Origin of the sequence: Phenylobacterium sp. (assembly GCF_030651185.1) — a bacterium.
Taxonomy (GTDB): domain Bacteria; phylum Pseudomonadota; class Alphaproteobacteria; order Caulobacterales; family Caulobacteraceae; genus Phenylobacterium.
In genome coordinates this window covers 78,061-92,833 of record NZ_JAUSCJ010000017.1, presented here as the reverse complement: position 1 = coordinate 92,833, position 14,773 = coordinate 78,061, and the positions used below count along the sequence as shown (strand labels likewise).

Annotated in this window: 16 protein-coding genes and 1 tRNA gene; 11 read left to right on the top strand and 6 right to left on the bottom strand. The window is 67.6% G+C overall.

All coding sequences use genetic code 11. From position 1 onward, the window contains the following. The first annotated feature begins 42 nt into the window (after positions 1-42). Positions 43-118: transfer RNA gene (locus tag Q7J39_RS07295), tRNA-Lys, on the top strand. Between the two features lie 180 nt (positions 119-298). Continuing rightward, positions 299-2,095 carry an NAD(P)/FAD-dependent oxidoreductase gene (locus Q7J39_RS07290; protein ID WP_304822122.1) on the top strand — a complete coding sequence of 599 codons (1,797 nt, stop codon included), beginning with the start codon at positions 299-301 and terminating at the stop codon, positions 2,093-2,095. Between the two features lie 176 nt (positions 2,096-2,271). On the opposite strand, the gene gcvA is transcribed toward Q7J39_RS07290, so the two are convergent. Beyond that, positions 2,272-3,228 carry a transcriptional regulator GcvA gene (gene gcvA / locus Q7J39_RS07285; RefSeq protein ID WP_304822119.1) on the bottom strand — a complete coding sequence of 319 codons (957 nt, stop codon included), beginning with the start codon at positions 3,226-3,228 and terminating at the stop codon, positions 2,272-2,274. A gap of 178 nt (positions 3,229-3,406) precedes the next feature. On the opposite strand from gcvA, the gene cobA reads away from it, so the two are divergent. Genes cobA through Q7J39_RS07255 form a run of 6 tightly spaced genes read left to right on the top strand, consistent with a single transcriptional unit; the run spans position 3,407 to position 8,342 of the window. Then, positions 3,407-4,255 carry a uroporphyrinogen-III C-methyltransferase gene (gene cobA / locus Q7J39_RS07280; RefSeq protein ID WP_304822116.1) on the top strand — a complete coding sequence of 283 codons (849 nt, stop codon included), beginning with the start codon at positions 3,407-3,409 and terminating at the stop codon, positions 4,253-4,255. After that, complete coding sequence (locus Q7J39_RS07275; protein WP_304822113.1) at positions 4,252-4,611, top strand: DUF2849 domain-containing protein; 360 nt, start codon at positions 4,252-4,254, stop codon at positions 4,609-4,611. Before cobA ends, Q7J39_RS07275 begins: the two co-directional genes overlap by 4 nt. Positions 4,612-4,616: 5 nt before the next feature. Beyond that, positions 4,617-6,272: a nitrite/sulfite reductase gene (locus Q7J39_RS07270; RefSeq protein ID WP_304822109.1), complete on the top strand. Its 1,656-nt coding sequence runs from the start codon at positions 4,617-4,619 to the stop codon at positions 6,270-6,272. Then, complete coding sequence (locus Q7J39_RS07265; protein WP_304822105.1) at positions 6,256-6,759, top strand: DUF934 domain-containing protein; 504 nt, start codon at positions 6,256-6,258, stop codon at positions 6,757-6,759. Before Q7J39_RS07270 ends, Q7J39_RS07265 begins: the two co-directional genes overlap by 17 nt. A gap of 2 nt (positions 6,760-6,761) precedes the next feature. Continuing rightward, positions 6,762-7,499 carry a phosphoadenylyl-sulfate reductase gene (locus Q7J39_RS07260; RefSeq protein ID WP_304822102.1) on the top strand — a complete coding sequence of 246 codons (738 nt, stop codon included), beginning with the start codon at positions 6,762-6,764 and terminating at the stop codon, positions 7,497-7,499. A gap of 33 nt (positions 7,500-7,532) precedes the next feature. After that, positions 7,533-8,342: a ferredoxin--NADP reductase gene (locus Q7J39_RS07255; protein ID WP_304822099.1), complete on the top strand. Its 810-nt coding sequence runs from the start codon at positions 7,533-7,535 to the stop codon at positions 8,340-8,342. Between the two features lie 173 nt (positions 8,343-8,515). On the opposite strand, the gene Q7J39_RS07250 is transcribed toward Q7J39_RS07255, so the two are convergent. Beyond that, entirely contained in the window at positions 8,516-8,899 is a 384-nt protein-coding gene (locus Q7J39_RS07250) for a 3D domain-containing protein (protein ID WP_370690006.1), read from the bottom strand. A gap of 262 nt (positions 8,900-9,161) precedes the next feature. Here Q7J39_RS07250 and Q7J39_RS07245 point away from each other — a divergent pair, with 262 nt between their 5' ends. Then, positions 9,162-9,743, top strand: a complete 582-nt coding sequence (locus Q7J39_RS07245) for a glutathione S-transferase family protein (RefSeq protein ID WP_304822093.1) — start codon at positions 9,162-9,164, stop codon at positions 9,741-9,743. 79 nt (positions 9,744-9,822) lie between these two features. Beyond that, complete coding sequence (locus Q7J39_RS07240) at positions 9,823-10,830, top strand: S1/P1 Nuclease (protein WP_304822091.1); 1,008 nt, start codon at positions 9,823-9,825, stop codon at positions 10,828-10,830. 41 nt (positions 10,831-10,871) lie between these two features. On the opposite strand, the gene Q7J39_RS07235 is transcribed toward Q7J39_RS07240, so the two are convergent. Continuing rightward, positions 10,872-11,366, bottom strand: a complete 495-nt coding sequence (locus tag Q7J39_RS07235) for a low affinity iron permease family protein (RefSeq protein ID WP_304822088.1) — start codon at positions 11,364-11,366, stop codon at positions 10,872-10,874. A gap of 80 nt (positions 11,367-11,446) precedes the next feature. Between Q7J39_RS07235 and folD the strand changes: the two genes are divergently transcribed. After that, positions 11,447-12,343 (top strand): bifunctional methylenetetrahydrofolate dehydrogenase/methenyltetrahydrofolate cyclohydrolase FolD, encoded by an 897-nt coding sequence (gene folD, locus Q7J39_RS07230; protein WP_304822086.1) that lies wholly within the window; start codon positions 11,447-11,449, stop codon positions 12,341-12,343. 53 nt (positions 12,344-12,396) lie between these two features. On the opposite strand, the gene Q7J39_RS07225 is transcribed toward folD, so the two are convergent. Genes Q7J39_RS07225 through Q7J39_RS07215 form a run of 3 tightly spaced genes read right to left on the bottom strand, consistent with a single transcriptional unit; the run spans position 12,397 to position 14,758 of the window. Next, the gene (locus Q7J39_RS07225) at positions 12,397-13,038 is read right to left on the bottom strand and encodes an ABC-type transport auxiliary lipoprotein family protein (protein WP_304822083.1); all 642 of its coding nucleotides are present in this window, start codon (positions 13,036-13,038) and stop codon (positions 12,397-12,399) included. After that, positions 13,035-13,973, bottom strand: a complete 939-nt coding sequence (locus tag Q7J39_RS07220; RefSeq protein ID WP_304822080.1) for an MlaD family protein — start codon at positions 13,971-13,973, stop codon at positions 13,035-13,037. The genes Q7J39_RS07225 and Q7J39_RS07220 overlap by 4 nt, the downstream gene beginning before the upstream one ends. Then, positions 13,973-14,758: an ABC transporter ATP-binding protein gene (locus Q7J39_RS07215; RefSeq protein ID WP_304822237.1), complete on the bottom strand. Its 786-nt coding sequence runs from the start codon at positions 14,756-14,758 to the stop codon at positions 13,973-13,975. The genes Q7J39_RS07220 and Q7J39_RS07215 overlap by 1 nt, the downstream gene beginning before the upstream one ends. Between the last annotated feature and the right edge of the window lie 15 nt (positions 14,759-14,773).

Genomic DNA, 14,773 nt, shown 5'->3' with positions numbered 1-14,773 from the left:
CCGCGCCCTTGCCGCAAGGCCCTCGCGGGCTTCGAACGGTACGGGTGCATAGCTCAGTTGGTAGAGCAGCTGACTCTTAATCAGCGGGTCGTAGGTTCGAATCCTACTGCACCCACCATTCGCTTGGTGGACGGACTTTCCCAGAACTTCCCCACATTGGCCACCGCCGCTCGGCGCGTGGAGAAACACCGCCTGTGGCTAGCCTTGGCGGACGCCGTACCCTATATTCTAAGTTACGACTCCGGCCCTGGTGGCTCAGGCGTTTGTTTTCTTTGAATTTAAGACTGAGGCCATTGAGATGACCACTGCGGCTGTGATCGACAAGAAGGCCCTGCTGGCCAAGTACGTCGCCGAGCGTGACAAGCGCCTGCGGGCCGACGGCAATTCGCAGTACCTGGAGGTGAAGGGAAACCTCGCCCACTATCTCGAAGACCCCTACACGCCCCGCGTCGAGCGGGCCCCCAAGACCGACCACGTCACCTTCGCCTTCGTCGGCGGCGGATTCGCCGGCCTGGTGACCGGCGCGCGGCTGGTGGAGCAGGGCGTCACCGACGTGCGCATCATCGAGAAGGGCGGCGACTTCGGCGGCACCTGGTACTGGAACCGCTATCCGGGCGCCCAGTGCGACACCGCCTCGATGATCTACATGCCGCTGCTCGAAGAGACCGGCCACATGCCGACCGAGAAGTACGCCCACGCCCCGGAAATCCTCGAGCAGTGCCAGCGGATCGGCAAGCAGTACGGCCTCTATGAGAACGCCCTGTTCCACACCGAGGTCGAGGACCTGCGCTGGGACGCGAGCCGCTCGGTCTGGGTGATCAAGACCAACCGCGGCGACGAATTCACCGCCAGCTATATCGGCCTGGGCACCGGGCCGCTGCATGTGCCCAAGCTGCCGGGCATTCCGGGGATCGAGACCTTCAAGGGCCACTCATTCCACACCAGCCGGTGGGACTACGACTACACCGGCGGCGACCCCAAGGGCGGCAAGATGGAGAAGCTGGCCGACAAGCGGGTGGCCATCATCGGCACCGGCGCCACCTCGGTCCAGGCCGTGCCGCACCTGGCCAAGGCCTGCCAGCAGCTCTACGTCGTGCAGCGCACCCCGTCCTCGGTGGACGTCCGCGCCAACAAGCCGATCGATCCCGAGTGGTTCGCGGAAATCGCGACCCCGGGCTGGCAGAAGCGCTGGCTGGAGAACTTCACCGCCAACCAGGCCGGCGGCAACGCCGAGGAAGACCTGGTGATGGACGGCTGGACCGATCTGTCGCGCCGCATCCGCGCCAAGATCTCCCAGCTGCCCCGCGAGGACATGACCCCGCAGAAGATGCTGGCCGCCTACGAGGACTCAGACTTCGAGAAGATGGAGGAGATCCGCGCCCGCGCCGTCGCCATCGTCGAGGACCGTGACACCGCCGAGAAGCTGAAGGCCTGGTACCGGCAGCTCTGCAAGCGTCCCTGCTTCCACGACGCCTATCTGCAGGCCTTCAATGAACCCGGCGCCCAGCTGATCGACACCGACGGCCAGGGTGTCGAGGCGATCACCGAAAAGGGGTTCGTGGTGGCCGGCGTCGAGTACGAGGTCGATTGCATCATCTATGCCTCAGGCTTCGAGGTCGGCACCGAGTACAAGCGCCGCGCGGGCTTCGAAGTCACCGGTGTGGGCGGCCAGACCCTCTCGGAGGCCTGGGCCGAGGGGATGCAGTCAAAGCATGGCATCCACGTGCTGGGCTTCCCCAACGCCTTCTTCGTGCAGCCGACCCAGGGCGCGAACCTGATCTCCAACGTGCCGCACAACCTGACGGAGTCGGGACGCACCATCGCCCTGACCGTGAAGCACGCCCTCGACCTGGGCGCCAAGGAGGTGGAGGTCACCCCCGAGGCCCAGAAGGCCTGGGTCGACCTGCTGCTGACCGGCGCGGGCCGCATGATGGGCGCGCCCGACTGCACGCCGGGCTACTACAACAACGAGGGCCAGAACCCCGGCCCGGCGGCCAAGTACAACGTCGGCTATCCCCAGGGGGCCACGGCCTTCTTCAAGTACATCGAGGCCTGGCGGACGTCCGGCCAGTTCGAGGGACTGAGCTTTAGGTAAAGGAGCGTCCTTCTCCCCTTGCGGGAGAAGGTGGCCCTGCGGAGCAGGGTCGGATGAGGGGTCGTTAGGCCTCTCGGGTTAGGGCGCGGCCGTTCGCGCGGAGAGGGGAGCGCGACCCCTCATCCGTCGGGCCCTCGCCCTACACCTTCTCCCGCAAGGGGAGGCGGAATGGAGACCTAAATTCCCGCCCCATTGTCCAGGGCCTGAAGCGCCAGTTCGTGGGCCTCGGCCTCGGCGGTGATCCAGTTGATGAAGGCCTTCACCTGGGGCAGGCGGCCCTTGGCCTTGGGGTGGACGACGTAATAGGCGAAGTCCACGGCCGTGGAAATCTGCAGCGGCGAGACCAGGCGGCCGGCGTCGATGTCGGCCTGGGCCAGGGTGCGCTTGGCGAGCGCCACGCCGCGGCCATTGACGGCGGCCTCGATCACCATGCTGGATTGGTTGAAGCGGGGCCCGCGGGTGCCGTCGACGCCCTTCACTCCGCGCGCCGCCAGCCACATGGTCCAGTCGGGGCAGCTGTCGTCCGGCTCGGGCGAGCCGTCGTGCAGCAGGATGTGGCCCAGCAGATCGGCCGGCGAGTTCAGCGGGTTGTTGGCGTGCAGCTCGGGGCTCAACACCGGCACCACGGTCTCGCCGATCAGCCGGCGGACCTCCAGGCCCGGATAGCGGCCGGCGCCGTAGCGGATCGCCACGTCCACCTCGCCGGCGGTGAGGTCCACCAGCTCCAGCCCGGCCGACAGCCAGACGTCCACCTGCGGATTGAGCTCCTCGAACTTGCCCAGGCGCGGCACCAGCCACTTGGCGGCGAAGGAGGGGGCGGCGGTCAGGGTCAGGCGGCGGCCGTCCACGGCGGCGGTGAGCATCGAGGCGGCCTCGGCCAGCCGGTCGAAGGCCTCGCGCAGGGCGGGGAGGGCGGTCTGGGCGGCGTCGGTCAGCAGCAGCCCTTTGGGCGTGCGCTTGAAGAGGGCGGCGCCCACATAGTCTTCCAGGTTCTGGATCTGCTGGCTCACCGCGCCAGGCGTCACCGACAGCTCGTCAGCGGCGCGTGAGAAGTTCAAGTGGCGGGCGGCGGCCTCGAACGCGCGAAGGGCGTTGAGAGGCGGCAACCGGCGGCGCGGCGCGTCGCGTTCCATGGAGTTTTCCTGACAGCCCCGGCAGAAGACCTTGGCTTGCGAATTGGGCCCTTCGAGACCAGTTTGCAAGCGTCCGGCGGTGTATAGGCCCTTTTCATCGACGGACATTTGGCGGGGCGGGCGTAGAGCCCGTCCCGCCGCCAATTTCAAGTCTGGTCGTTAGAGAACCTTAAAGCCCATGTCGCATCGCGCGCCCAAGGCCCCCGCCGCCAACCGCCTGGTCGTCCTGGGCGGCGAGAGTGCGCGCGAGCCGGGTCAGGTGTGGCTGGTGGGCGCGGGCCCCGGCGACCCCGAACTGCTGACGCTGAAGGCCTTCCGAATCCTGGCGACCGCTGACGTGGTGGTCCACGATGGCCTGGTGAGCGACGAGATCCTGGACCTGGCCCCGGTCGCCGCGCGCCGCATCTCGGTGGCCAAGCGCAAGTCGCGGCACTCCTACGCCCAGGAAGAGATCAACCGCATGCTGGTGGCCTTCGCCCTGGAGGGCCTGACGGTCGTCCGGCTGAAGGGCGGGGACCCCTTCATCTTTGGCCGTGGCGGCGAGGAGCTGGAAGCCTGCCGCGAGGCCGGCGTCGGCTGCCATGTCGTGCCCGGCGTCACCGCCGCCCTGGCCTCCGCCGCCAGCGCCGGCGCCCCCCTGACCCACCGCGGCGCGGCCCAGGCGGTCACCTTCGTCACCGGCCACGCGGCCACCGGCGAGACGCCGGACCTGGACTGGGAAGGTCTCGCCAAGGCCAACCACACGGTGGTGATCTATATGGGCGTCTCCACCGCCGCCGGGATCGCGCAGCGCCTGATGGCCGCGGGCCGCGCGCGTTCGACACCCGCCCTGATCGTCGAGAAGGCCAGCCGCGCCGATGAGCGCCGGGTGGTCACCGACCTGGCGGGCTTGGCGGACGCCGCCGCAGAGGTTTCGGGTCCCGCCCTGCTGATCGTGGGCGAGGCCATGGCCCTGGCCCAGGCCGGGACCGCGCAATTTGTTCAAAGTGTCGAAGCTCGGGGTCTCGAGCGGGGAGTGGGATCATGAAAGCCTTGACCGCTAATCGCCTCGACGACGGCGAGGTCGTGTTCTGGAACAAGGGCGCGTGGGTCGAACGCTTCGCCGACGCCGAGCTGTTCGCCGACGCCGCCGGCGGCGAGGCCGCCGAGGGGCAGGGCAAGTCCCAGCCCAATACGGTGATCGACGTCTATCTGATCGACCTGATCGAGAGCGAGGGGCTCTGGGCGCCGCTCAGCTACCGCGAGCGCATCCGGGCGCTCGGTCCCCCCAATCATCGGGGTCATGGCAAGCAGGCCGAGGGCGGTGCGGCCATCGAGGCCCTGATGCACGCCACCGGCGCCTCGCGGTCCACGGGCCGCGTCAACCTGATCAAGCGTAAGTAGGGCCGATGTATCAGTACGACACCATCGACAGGGAATTCCTGGCCGACCGGGCCGCGGAGTTCAAGGAACAGGTGGAACGCCGCCTGGCCGGCGAGATCACCGAAGACCAGTTCAAAGCGCTGCGTCTGCGCAACGGTCTGTACCTGCAGTTGCACGCCTACATGCTGCGGGTCGCCATCCCCTATGGGTCGCTGAACGCCACCCAGCTGCGCAAGCTGGCCGACATCGGCCGCAAGTACGACAAGGGCTACGGTCACTTCACGACCCGTACCAACCTGCAGTTCCATTGGATCAAGCTCCGCGAGGCGCCCTCGATCCTGGAGGAGCTGGCCACCGTCGACCTGCACGCCATCCAGACCAGCGGCAACTGCATCCGCAACGTCACATCCGACCCCTATGCCGGGGCGACGGCCGAAGAGATCGACGACCCGCGCGTCTGGTCCGAGGCGATCCGGCAGTGGTCGATGCTGCATCCCGAGTTCAGCCACCTGCCGCGCAAGTTCAAGTTCGCGGTCACCGCCGCGCCGAAAGACCGCACGGCGGCCCGGGTCCATGACATCGGCCTGGTGGTCCGCCGCGCCCGTGACGGGACGATGGGCTTTGAGGTGATCGTCGGCGGCGGGATGGGGCGCACGCCCTATGTCGGCCCGACCATCAAGGAGTTCCTGCCGGCCAACCGGCTGTTCTCGTACCTGGACGCGACGCTGCGGGTCTACAACCGCCACGGCCGCCGGGACAACAGCTACAAGGCCCGGATCAAGATCCTGGTGGCCGCCCTGGGCCGCGAGGAGTTCGCGCGTCAGGTCGAGGAAGAGTGGGAGAAGGTCGGCCCGAACGCCGACATGCCCGACCTCGAGATCGCCCGCATCCGCGCGGCCTTCGCGCCGAAGACCTTCGACACCCTGGTGAACCGCTCGGAAGCCTTCGAGACCGCCAAGGCCGCCGATCCGGCCTTCGCGCGCTTCGCCCGCAATAACCTCAAGCCTCACAAGCGGCCCGGCTACACCATTGTCGAGATTTCCCTGAAGGGGATCGGCGATACGCCTGGCGACGCCACCTCCGACCAGATGGACGTGGTGGCCGACCTGGGCGAACGCTACGGCCAGAATGACATCCGCATCACCCACGAGCAGAACCTGGTCCTGCCGCACGTCAAGCTGGACGACGCCCACGCGGTGTTCCAGGCCCTGGCCGCGGCGGGCCTGGCCACGCCCAACATCAACCTGATCACCGACATCATCGCCTGCCCGGGCCTGGACTACTGCGCGCTCGCCAATGCGCGCGCCATCCCGATCGCCCAGGACATCGCTCACCGCTTCGCTGACCAGGACCGCGCCGAGCTGGTGGGGGAGCTGAAGATCAAGATCAGCGGCTGCATCAACGCCTGCGGCCACCACCATGTGGGCCACATCGGCATCCTGGGCGTCGATAAGAAGGGCGAGGAGTTCTACCAGCTCACCCTGGGCGGCTCCGGAGCCGAGGACGCCGAGGTTGGCAAGATGCTGGGCCCGGCGCTTCCCGCCGACCGCGTCACCGACGCCATCGACACCATCGTCGAGGTCTATCTGCGCGAGCGCGCGGAGGGGGAGCGTTTCCTCGACACCTTCCGCCGTACGGGCGTCGCCCCCTTCAAGGAGGCTGTCTATGCCGAAGCTCATTAGGATCGAGGGCGGCCAGTTCGTCTCGGCCGACGACCCCTTCACCCATGTCGCCGACGATGAGGGCATGCCTCCGGGCGATGTGATCATCTCCCTGACCCGGTTCTCCGCCGAGGGCGACGCCCTGATCTCCCAGGGCCGCGCCGTGGGCGTGCGCATCGAGCCGGACGAGGAGGTCGAGGCGCTGGCCTACGACCTGCCCAAGCTGGCGGTGGTGGCCGTCGCCTTCCCGAAGTACCGCGATGGCCGCGGTTTCTCCACGGCCCACCTGCTGCGTGAACGCTTCGGCTTCACGGGCGAGGTCCGCGCGGTGGGGGAGGTGCTCCGCGAGGAGGCCAACTTCCTGACCCGCTGCGGCTGCGACTCTTTTGAAGCTGCTGACGGCTCGAGCCCCGCCCAATGGGCCCACGCCGCCAATCGTCATCGTCACGTCTATCAACGCGCCCCTGATGGCCGCACTCCGGCCTTCACCGAGCGCGCGGAGTCCTGAGCATGGCCTTTGATAACCTGGAACGCCCGCAGATCGCCCTGCGCCTCGACGCCGAACTGCGCCACGCCCACCCGGTGACGGTGCTGGAATCGGCGGTCGAGACCTTCGGCGACAAGCTGGCCCTGGTCTCTTCCTTCGGGGCGGAGTCCGCGGTGCTGCTGCACATGGTGTCCAGGATCAAGCCGGACATGCCGATCATGTTCCTGGATACGGGCATGCTGTTTGGCCAGACGCTGGACTATCGGCGCAACCTGGCCAGCAAGCTCGGCCTCACCGACGTGCGCGACCTGCGGCCGCTCTATACCGACCTGGCCACCGTCGATCCCAAGGCCAACCTCTGGCAGACCGACACCGACGCCTGCTGCAACATCCGCAAGGTGATCCCGCTGGACACCGCCCTGAAGGACTTCGACGGCTGGATCACCGGCCGCAAGCGCTTCCACGGCGGCGACCGCCTGTCCCTGCCGGTGGTGGAGCAGGCCGACGGCCAGGTGAAGTTCAATCCCCTGGCCAACTGGGGCAAGACCGAGCTCGACGCCTACATGGCTGAGCATGACCTGCCGGCCCACCCCCTGGTGGCCCAGGGCTTCCCCTCCATCGGCTGCTGGCCCTGCACCAAGGCGGTGGAAGAAGGCGAGGATGTGCGCGCCGGTCGCTGGGCGGGTTCCGAAAAGACCGAATGCGGCATACATGTCGCCCGCGCGCCCGACGCCGTGACGAATGTCGGCGGCGATATCTAGTCCGCGACCCGAAAAGCTTTAAGCAGACCGATCATGACCGATGTGACCGCCGCCGCCCCGGCCAAGAAGGCCGGCGCCTTCCTCCATGAGACCGTGACCTGGGTCCAGCACTGGACTGACAGCCTGTTCTCCTTCCGCACGACGCGGGATCCGGCCTTCCGCTTCCAGAGCGGCCAGTTCGTGATGGTGGGCCTGGAGGTGGACGGCAAGCCGTTGCTGCGCGCCTATTCCATCGCCTCGCCGTCCTGGCACGACGAACTGGAATTCTATTCCATCAAGGTGGAAAGCGGCCCGCTGACCTCGCGCCTGCAGAAAATCCAGGTCGGCGACCAGGTGCTGATCGGCAAGAAGCCCACCGGCACCCTGGTGCTGGACGGCCTGAAGCCCGGCAAGCGTCTCTACATGCTGGGCACCGGCACCGGCCTGGCCCCGTGGCTGAGCCTGGCCCGCGACCCTGAGGTCTATGATCGGTTCGACGAGGTCATCGTCACCCACACGGTGCGCAACGTCGCCGACCTGAACTATCGCGAGCTGTTCGAGACCGAGCTGCCGCAGGACGAGATCCTCGGCGAGATCGTCGCGCCCAAGCTGCGCTACTATCCCACCGTCACCCGCGAGCCCTTCAAGCACCAGGGCCGGATCACCGACCTGATCGCCTCGGGCAAGATCTTCGAGGACCTGGGCCTGCCGCCGCTGGACCCCGCCGTCGACCGCCTGATGCTGTGCGGCGGTCCCTCGGTCCTGGCCGATCTGAAGACCCTGCTGGAAGCCCGTGGTTATGTTGAGGGTTCGCTGGCCAGCCCCGGCGACTACGTGCTCGAGAGGGCCTTCGTCGAGACCTGAGGTCTGGATCCTCCCCCAGGCGCGCAGCGCCGATGTGGGGGAGGTGGCGCGCACCGAAGGTGCGGGTCGGAGGGGGATCGCCGTAGGCGACCACTTCGAGCCCTCAAACAAGAGTCAAAGTCCCCCTCAGGCGCTTCGCGCCAGCTCCCCCAGGAGGGGAGCATCGTCGAGGCTTACTTCGGGGGGCAGCCCTTGAACTGGCCGGCCTTGGTGACCGTCAGTTGCGAGAGGTTCAGCGGCCGCAGGGGCTTCATCGAGCTGGAGCCCGAGCCGGTGAACAGGTCGATCCTCTGGCCCTTGATCGCGCCGCCCACGTCGGAGGCGTACCAGTAGCCGTCATGGGCTGAGCCGTCGGGCATCGAGAGCCCCACCGTTTCCTTGATGAACAGGATGGTCCGGCGCGGGATCAGGGTTTTGTCGATGGCCGCGGTGCGCATGGCCACCACCTTGCAGCCCAGCGAGTCCAGGCCGCCAACGCCCTTGGCGCCGGCATGATAGAGGGTGGCCTTCAGGCGATAGTCGGCCGAACCCGGCACGGCGCCTGTCAGGGCGTTCATCAGGAGATCCCCGATGGGGTCGGAGGGAGCGGCGTGCGCTCCACCTCCGAAAGCCAGAAGGGGAAGGGCGGCCAGGGCGGCGAGGTGGCGTCCCATATGGGGATCCTACGTCGTTGATCTGTCAGCGAGGGTCTGAGTAGCGGGACTCCGGCGACAGGGCAACCCCGGGAATAGCTCCGCTAACAGACCCCTGTAGACAGCATCGATTGCGCCTGTGGACTCTTCGTCTATCAAGCTGCCTGCAACAACGGGGGCAGGGCGCATGCGCATCTTTGGCGACTCGATCTCGGGCAACTGCCTGAAGGTGAAGTGGACGGCCGATCATCTCAGGCTGTCCTATGAGTGGATCGAGACCGACGTCCTCAAGGCCGCCACCCGAACGCCGGAATTCCTGGCCCTGAACCCGGCCGGCCAGGTCCCGGCGGTGATCCTGGACGGTGGCCGGCCGCTGGCCCAGTCCAACGCCATCATCCTGTACCTTGCGGAAGGCTCCGACCTGATCCCCACCGACGCCTATGACCGCGCCCGCATGCTGGAGTGGATGTTCTGGGAGCAGTACAGTCATGAGCCCTATGTGGCCGTGGCCCGCTTCCAGGTGCGCTATCAGGGCAAGCCCGTGGCCGATCTGGAGCCGCGGATCGTCGAGCGCGGCAAGGCGGCGCTGCAGCGGCTGGAGGACGGCCTTGCGGCCTCGCCGTTCCTGGTGGGGGAGGCGGTCAGCCTCGCCGACGTCGCCCTGGTGGCCTACACGCGGGAAGCCGGGGACGGCGGGTTCCGTCTCGCCGACTATCCGAAGGTCCAGGCCTGGATCGCGCGGACGGAAAGGGCCCTGAACATCGCCTGACCGGTTCTGCGAAGCTCCTCGGCCCTGGGCGCGCGTCGTGGCGCTTGCCTTCGGTGGTGGCCGGGCTCAAATCGCAGACATGAAACTCAATGCCGTCCGCCTCGCCGTCCTGCTCCTCGCCGCCCTCCCGGCTCCCGCCTTCGCCTGGAGCAATCCCGGTCACAGGATGATCGGCCAGGAGGCGGCGCGCGCCCTGCCGCCGACCCTCCCGGCCTTCCTGCGCAGCCCCGCCGGGATCGAGGCGATCGGTGAGCTGTCGCGGGAACCCGACCGCTCCAAGGCGTCGGGCCGGGTTCATGGCAGCAATCTCGATCCCGCTCACTTCGTCGACTACGAGGAGGATGGCCGCATCCTCGGCGGCCCGATGCTGTCAGCCCTGCCGCCCACCCGCGCGGCCTATGAGACCGCGCTGCGCGCCGCCGGCCAGGATAGCTGGAAGGCCGGCTATCTGCCCTACGCCATCATCGAGAAGTACCAGCAGCTGGTCACCGACATGGGCTACTGGCGCATGGGCATGGCCGCCGAGAAGCGGGAGAAGAACAAGGCTCGCCGGGCTTGGATCCACGCCGACCGCCTGCGCCGCGAGCAGCTGATGCTGGTGACCATCGGCTACCTCGCCCACTACGTCGGCGATGGCTCCCAGCCCCTGCACGTCAGCGCCCACTACAACGGCTGGGGCGATTACCCGAACCCCAACGGCTACACGACGGCCAAGATCCACGCGCCCTTCGAGGACGTCTTCGCCGCCGAGAACGTGACCCCGGCCATGATCCGCGCCAATCTCTCGCCGCTGAAGACCAGCGCCGGGCCCATCGAGGCGCGGGTGTCGTCCTATCTGCTGGTGGCTGGCCGCCAGGTGGCGCCGCTCTACGAACTGGAGAAGGCCGGAGCCTTCACCCCTGGCAACGCGCGCGGCGTGGCCTTCGCCACCGAACGGCTGGCCGCCGGCGCCTCGGAACTGCGCGACCTGATCGCCCAGGCCTGGGACGAGAGCCTCAGGGTCAAGCTAGGTTGGCCGCCCGCCTCGGTCGCCGACTCCGTCAGCGGCAAGGTCGATCCCTACGACTCGCTCTTCAGCGGCCGTTGATGGCCAGCGTCCCGTAGTTCGGTGAGCGCCGGCCGCCTGATCTATGCCGACCGCTCGGCGGTCTTGCGGGGCGTCGGCTTGGCCTTGCGCCTGGCCGAGGGGGCTTCAGCCTTATTCTTACTGGCGTGAAGCGAGGGCAGTTCGCCGTTACGGCCGCGCTTCTTGCTCGCCATGCGAAGTTCAGTGGCGTTCTTGTCGCATTCGGCCAGGATCGCTTCCAGTTCCTCGTCGGTCAGATTCTCAATGCCGATGAAGCCGTTCTCGCCCTCCGAGACGCGGATCAGCTCGTCAAGCTTGGCGTGCAGGGCATTGCTGTCGCGGTTCTGAGTGTTCTGGATCAGGAACACCATCAGGAAGGTGATGATGGTCGTCGAGGTGTTGATCACCAGCTGCCAAGTGTCGGAAAATCCGAAGACCGGACCCGACAGCGCCCACAGGATCACCAGGCCGCAGCAGCAGGCGAAGACGAGGGGCCGGCCTGTCCATTTGGAGACGGACGTGGAGAACTTGGTGAAGAAGGTCGTGAACCCAGACATGCATCCGCTCCCGGCCACATTGCGCGGCGCGACGTGAACGGATAGTCGAGGCGCGAGTTCCGGCGAATTCAGGAGCGTTCATGACCTCAGCCCACACTATCGATGTGAAGTCCCTGGCCGAACTGGTCCGCGCGCAGGCGGCGGGCGAGGTGGCCATGCTCAAGGCCGAGCACGGCCTCCAGCCGGGCCTGGCGGTGGTGTTGGTGGGCGAGGATCCGGCCAGTCAGGTCTATGTGAGGTCCAAGGGCGAGCACTCCCTGGCCGCGGGCATGCACTCAGAGACTCACAGGCTGGCCGCCGACACGCGCCAGGATGAGCTGATGGCACTGGTGGAGCAGCTCAACGCCGACCCCAAGGTTCACGGCATCCTGGTTCAGATGCCCCTGCCCAGGCACCTCGATGAGAAGATGGTCCTGGCGGCCATCGATCCCAACAAGGATGTCGACGGACTGACGGTGGTCAATGCCGGCCTGCTGGCCAGCGGCATGCCGGCGCTCATTCCCTGCACGCCGCTGGGCTGCATGCTGGTGCTGCGCCAGACGCTGGGTAACCTGGCCGGCAAACGGGCCGTGGTGGTGGGGCGCTCGGTGCTGGTGGGCCGCCCGATCGCCCAGCTGCTGCTGCAGGCAGACTGCACGGTCACCATCGCCCACTCGCGCACGGTCGACCTGCCCGCCGTCTGCCGCGAGGCCGACATTCTGGTGGCCGCCGTGGGGCGTCCCCAGATGATCAAGGGGGACTGGATCAAACCCGGCGCCACCGTGATCGACGTGGGCATCAACCGCGTGCCCTTCCGCGATCCGGTCAAGGCCGCCGCCGGCAAGACCAAGCTGGTCGGCGACGTGGACTTCAAGTCGGCCGAGAAGGTCGCCGCCAACATCACCCCTGTGCCGGGAGGCATCGGCCTTATGACCGTGGCCTGCCTGCTCTCCAACACCGTGACGGCGGCCAAACGCATCAACGGCCTGGAGGGCTGACCTACTCGGTGTAGCGTCGGCGCAGGGCCGCCACCTGGGCCGGCGCTCCCGGGTTAGTCCGGAGCCTTCCCGAGCGCCGCGGTCCATTCCACCAGGTCCCGCAGCACGCCGCTCACCGCCACGGTGAAGGCGCGCACGATGGCGGCCTGGCGATCGTCGTCGGCGGCGACGGTCTGGGTGAAGCTGCGCTCGGCCGCCACGCTGCGGTCGGCCGAGCGGGTCAGCACAGCGCGGACGTTCACCACCACCGAGGGCCGGCCCTTGGGCGAGGCGTAGTTGACCTGGAAGTCGCGGACGTCGAGCTTCAGCACATAGTCTGACTTGCCGATCTCGCCGCGGCTGATCAGGCGGGCGGGGGCGCCGTCCTGTTCGAAGGCCCGGTTCACGGCCTCATCGAACAGCACCGAGGCCGGCGAGGCCCAGCGGGCCTCGGCGATATAGGCCACGTCGCTGCCGCCGGTGACGGTCATGATCCGGTCGCCGGCCGCGGCCTTGGTGAAGCCGCTGGAGAGTTTCAGCACCCCGAACATGCCGCCGGGGGACGTCGCCGCCGGCGCCGCGCTGGCGGGCATGACGTAGTCGAACTGGTAGAGGTTGGCCGGCTTGCTCTTGGGGAAGAGCGAGATGCAGCCGGTCAGGGCCACGGCGGTCAGGGCCACGGCCGAGAGCCGGATCAGGCGCTGCAGGCGGGTCATGGCTTCACCTCGATTTCCTTGGCGGGCGGTTTGCCGACGGCGCCCCGGGGATTGGTCTGGAGTTCGTTGGCCAGGCGCTCAAGCGCCTCGGCGGTCTGTTGCAGCTGCACGGTCGCCGCGGTGATCTGCGGCAGGCCGGTGGTGGCGAAGTCGCTGGCCGGCCCCTCGAGCTTGCCCATGATCTGACGCAGGTCCTTGGCCGCGGCCTTGGCCTCCTCGGCGGCGTCGGCGACGTTCTTCATCGTCCGCTGGCCGTCGCCTTCCAGGAGATTTTGGCCCGACTGGCCCAGCGCGGTGATGGACTGGGCGGCGGTGTCGATGCTCTGCAGGGCCTTCTGCGCGTCGGCGATCACCGCCTTGCGCTCCCGCAGTTCGGCGGTCACCGCCTGGGTGTCGCTGAGCGCCGCGGAGAAGACCTTCACGTTTTGATCCGACAGCACCTTGTTGACCCGATCCAGGGCCTCGACGGTACGGCTCAGCACCGTCCCGCCGCCCTCGAGCAGGTCGGACAACGTACTGCGCTGGCTGCGGATCATCGGGACCTTGCCCTCCTGGGTGACGTCCTGAAGCAGCGGCTTGGAGGGCGTCCCGGCGCTGATCTGTATATAGTTCACCCCTGTGATGCCCTGGGGCTCCAGGGTGGCCACGGAGTCCACCCGGATCGGCACGTCGGAGGTGACGCGGGCGCGGGCGACCACGTTCTTGGGATTGTCGCGCGCGAGCTCGATCTTGGTGACCTCGCCCACCTTGATGCCGTTGAACCGCACCTCACCGCCCTGGGTCAGGCCGTTGATCGGTCCCTGGAAGACGATGTCATAAAGCTGGTAGTCCCGGCTGAACTGGACCTTGGCCAGCCACACGCCGAAGATCACCATGCCCAGGAACAGGATCAGGGTCGAAAGGCCCACCAGGGCGTAGTTGGCGTCTTTTTCCATCAGCCTACCGTCTTGGCTCTCTTCGCCGAGCCCTGCGCGGCGCGGCCGCGGGGTCCCAGGAAATATTCACGAATCCACGGGTGGTCGGACTTTTCGAGGTCCGCCACCGGGGCGTTGGCGACCACCTGCTTGTCGGCCAGCACCGCCACGCGATCGGTGATCGCATAGAGGCTGTCGAGGTCGTGGGTGATCATGAAGACCGTCAGATCCAGGCTGTCGGACAGGTCCTTGATCAGTTCGTCGAAGGCGGCCGCGCCAATGGGGTCGAGGCCGGCGGTCGGTTCGTCGAGGAACAGCAGCTCGGGGTCCAGGGCCAGGGCCCGGGCCAGGCCCGCGCGCTTGCGCATGCCGCCGGAAAGTTCGGAGGGCTTCAGGTTGGCGGCCTCGGGCTTCAGGCCCACCAGGGCGATCTTCAGCTCGGCCAGCTCCATGATCACCCGCTTGGGCATGTTGGTGTGCTCGTACATCGGCGCGGCGACGTTTTCGCGCACCGTCAGGTTCGAGAACAGAGCACCCTGCTGGAACATCACGCCCCAGCTGCGTTCGACGGCCGACCACTTGCGGCGCGAGGCGTTCTGGATGTCCTGACCGTACACCTGGACCGTGCCTCCGTCGGGCGACTTCAGGCCGATGATGGTGTTCAGCAGCACGGACTTGCCTGTGCCTGAGCCGCCGACCACGCCCTGCACGTCGCCGCGCTGGACCACCAGGTTCAGGTCCTTGTGGATGACGTTCTCGCCAAACGCCGACACCAGATCCTTCACCACGATGGCGGGACCGGTCACCGGAAGTTCGTCCTC